This is a genomic window from Streptomyces sp. HSW2009 (assembly GCF_040240285.1).
Classification (GTDB): domain Bacteria; phylum Actinomycetota; class Actinomycetes; order Streptomycetales; family Streptomycetaceae; genus Streptomyces.
In genome coordinates this window covers 1-2201 of record NZ_JBEHZD010000862.1, presented here as the reverse complement: position 1 = coordinate 2201, position 2201 = coordinate 1, and the positions used below count along the sequence as shown (strand labels likewise).

At 74.7% G+C, this 2201-nt stretch carries 2 protein-coding genes; both read left to right on the top strand.

From position 1 onward, the window contains the following. The first annotated feature begins 218 nt into the window (after positions 1-218). Entirely contained in the window at positions 219-1010 is a 792-nt protein-coding gene (locus tag AAHZ94_RS33000; RefSeq protein WP_349997388.1) for a TrbL/VirB6 family protein, read from the top strand. Positions 1011-1033: 23 nt separating this feature from the next. Further along, complete coding sequence (locus AAHZ94_RS32995; RefSeq protein ID WP_349997389.1) at positions 1034-2110, top strand: tetratricopeptide repeat protein; 1077 nt, start codon at positions 1034-1036, stop codon at positions 2108-2110. The last annotated feature ends 91 nt before the right edge of the window (positions 2111-2201 follow it).

The following is a 2201-nucleotide window of genomic DNA, read 5'->3' as shown; positions in this document are numbered from 1 at the left end:
GGGGGGACCCTGTGGGAGAGTAGGACGCCGCCGAACAATCTTTGAAGAGGACCCTTGGTCCCAGCGTTCATGCTGGGACCAAGGGTCCTTTTTCTTTTGCCCGAAGCGCGCCGCTCTGCCTGGTGCGCGAGAATGACTGCGTTACCCAAAGACAGGAGTCACACCGATGCCCACTCACTCCTCCGACGACCGGCCGGAGCGCGACGCGCGCCGCCGGGATGGCGGCGATCGGCGCGATTCACGCGGGTTTGGCGGTTCGGACCGAGGCGGTCGGTGGAACGGTCCGCGTCGGGATGATGAGCGTGGTGGGCGTTCTGGTGGTGGGTTCGGGCGGCGTGATGAGCGTCCTCCGTTCCGTCGGGATGACCGGGATGACCGGGGTGGTCGGGATGAGCGTTCGTCGTTCCGGCGTGATGATCGGCCGCGTGGGCCTCGGCCGGATGACCGTGATCGCGGGTCGCGTTTCGACGACCGCGGTCCCCGCCGGGATGACCGTGACCGTGCTCCCCGGCACGACGACCGCGACCGTGGCCCGCGCCGTGATGACCGCGACCGCGGCCCCCGCCACGACGACCGCGGCGGCTACCGCCGCGCGGGCTTCGACCGGGGTGGCCAGCGCGGCGACGAGCGGTTCGGCGGTGGGCAGCGTCGCGAGGAGCGCGGCGGCTTCGGGCGGCGTGATGACCGCCCCGGCGGTGGCGGCTACGGGCGGCGCGACGAGCGCTCGGGCGGTTTCGGCGGGCGCCGGGACGGTGGCCACCAGGGTGGCGGGCACGGGCGGCGTGACGAGCGCCCCGGCGGTGGCGGCTACGGACGCCGCGATGACCGCTCTGGCGGTGGCTACGGACAGCGCGATGACCGCTCCAGTGGCGGCGGTTACGGCCGGCGGGATGACCGGTCCGGTGGCGGCGGCTACGGGCGGCGCGACGAACGTTCCGGTGGCTTCGGCGGGCGTCGGGACGATCGGGAGCGGGAGCCCGTACGCCGGCTGCCGATTCCGGACGACGTGACGGGCGACGAGATCGACAAGAGCGTGCGGCAGGAGTTGCTGAGCCTGCCGAAGACCCTCGCCGACGACGTGGCCAGGAACCTCGTCATGGTGGCGAAGCTGCTCGACGAGGACCCGGAGCAGGCGTACGGCTACTCCAGGGTCGCGCTGCGGCTGGCCTCCCGGGTGGCGGCGGTGCGCGAGGCGGCGGGCTTCGCCTCGTACGGGGTCGCCAAGTACGCGGAGGCGCTGGCCGAGTTCCGGGCGGCGCGGCGGATGACCGGCTCGTCCGACCTGTGGCCGGTCATGGCCGACTGCGAGCGCGGCATGGGGCGGCCCGAGCGGGCGCTGGCCATGGCCGGCGAGCCCGAGGTGCAGAAGCTGGACCGGGCCGGGCAGGTCGAGATGCGGCTCGTCGCGGCCGGTGCGCGGCGTGACATGGGGCAGACCGAGGCCGCCGTGGTGACGTTGCAGAGCTCCGAGCTGGCCTCGTCCGCCATACACCCGTGGACCGCGCGGCTGCGCTACGCGTACGCCGACGCGCTGCTTGCCGTGGAGCGTACGGACGAGGCGCGGGAGTGGTTCGCCAAGGCGCTGGAGGCGGACCAGGGCGGCACCACGGACGCCTCGGACCGGCTGGCCGAACTCGACGGCGTGGAGTTCGTCGACGCCCTGGAGGACGACGGCGATCCGGCCGGCGCTGGTCAGGAACCGACTGCGGCGGACGCGGACCATGCCGGTCGAACCGCGGCGGATGACGTGGCGGGTGACGCGGCGGACGCGACGTCGGATGCCGTGTCGGACGAGGCTGGGGACCAGGTTGCGGACGACGCCGTGGAAGACGCGGCGGATGGCGTCGTGGACGACGCCGTGGATGGTTCCGTGGCCGATGAGGCGGCGGACGAGCCCGTGAGCGGTGCGGCTGATGGTGGCGCCGAGGCTGGTGCGGCCGATGATGCCGATGCGGCTGCTGGTGAGGCGGCGGACGGGCCGGTGGCCGATGCGGGTGAGCAGGGTGCCGGCGATGGCGCGGCGGACGGTTCCGCTGCTCCTGCCGCCGGGGACGAGCAGGTGGCCCCGGCCGACCGCGAGGGCGAGCGGGGTCGGCCGGACGCCGGCTGACCTGCGCGGCTGATCGCGGCCTGGGGGGGGGCCCCCGGGGGGGGGGGGCCCCCCCGCGGGCGCGGGCCCCCCCCCCCCCCCCCCCCCCACC

What these genes read in the sequence shown, in the direction of transcription:
- AAHZ94_RS33000 (WP_349997388.1), top strand. Translation starts at nt 219, where the DNA reads ATGGCGGCGATCGGCGCGATTCACGCGGGTTTGGCGGTTCGGACCGAG.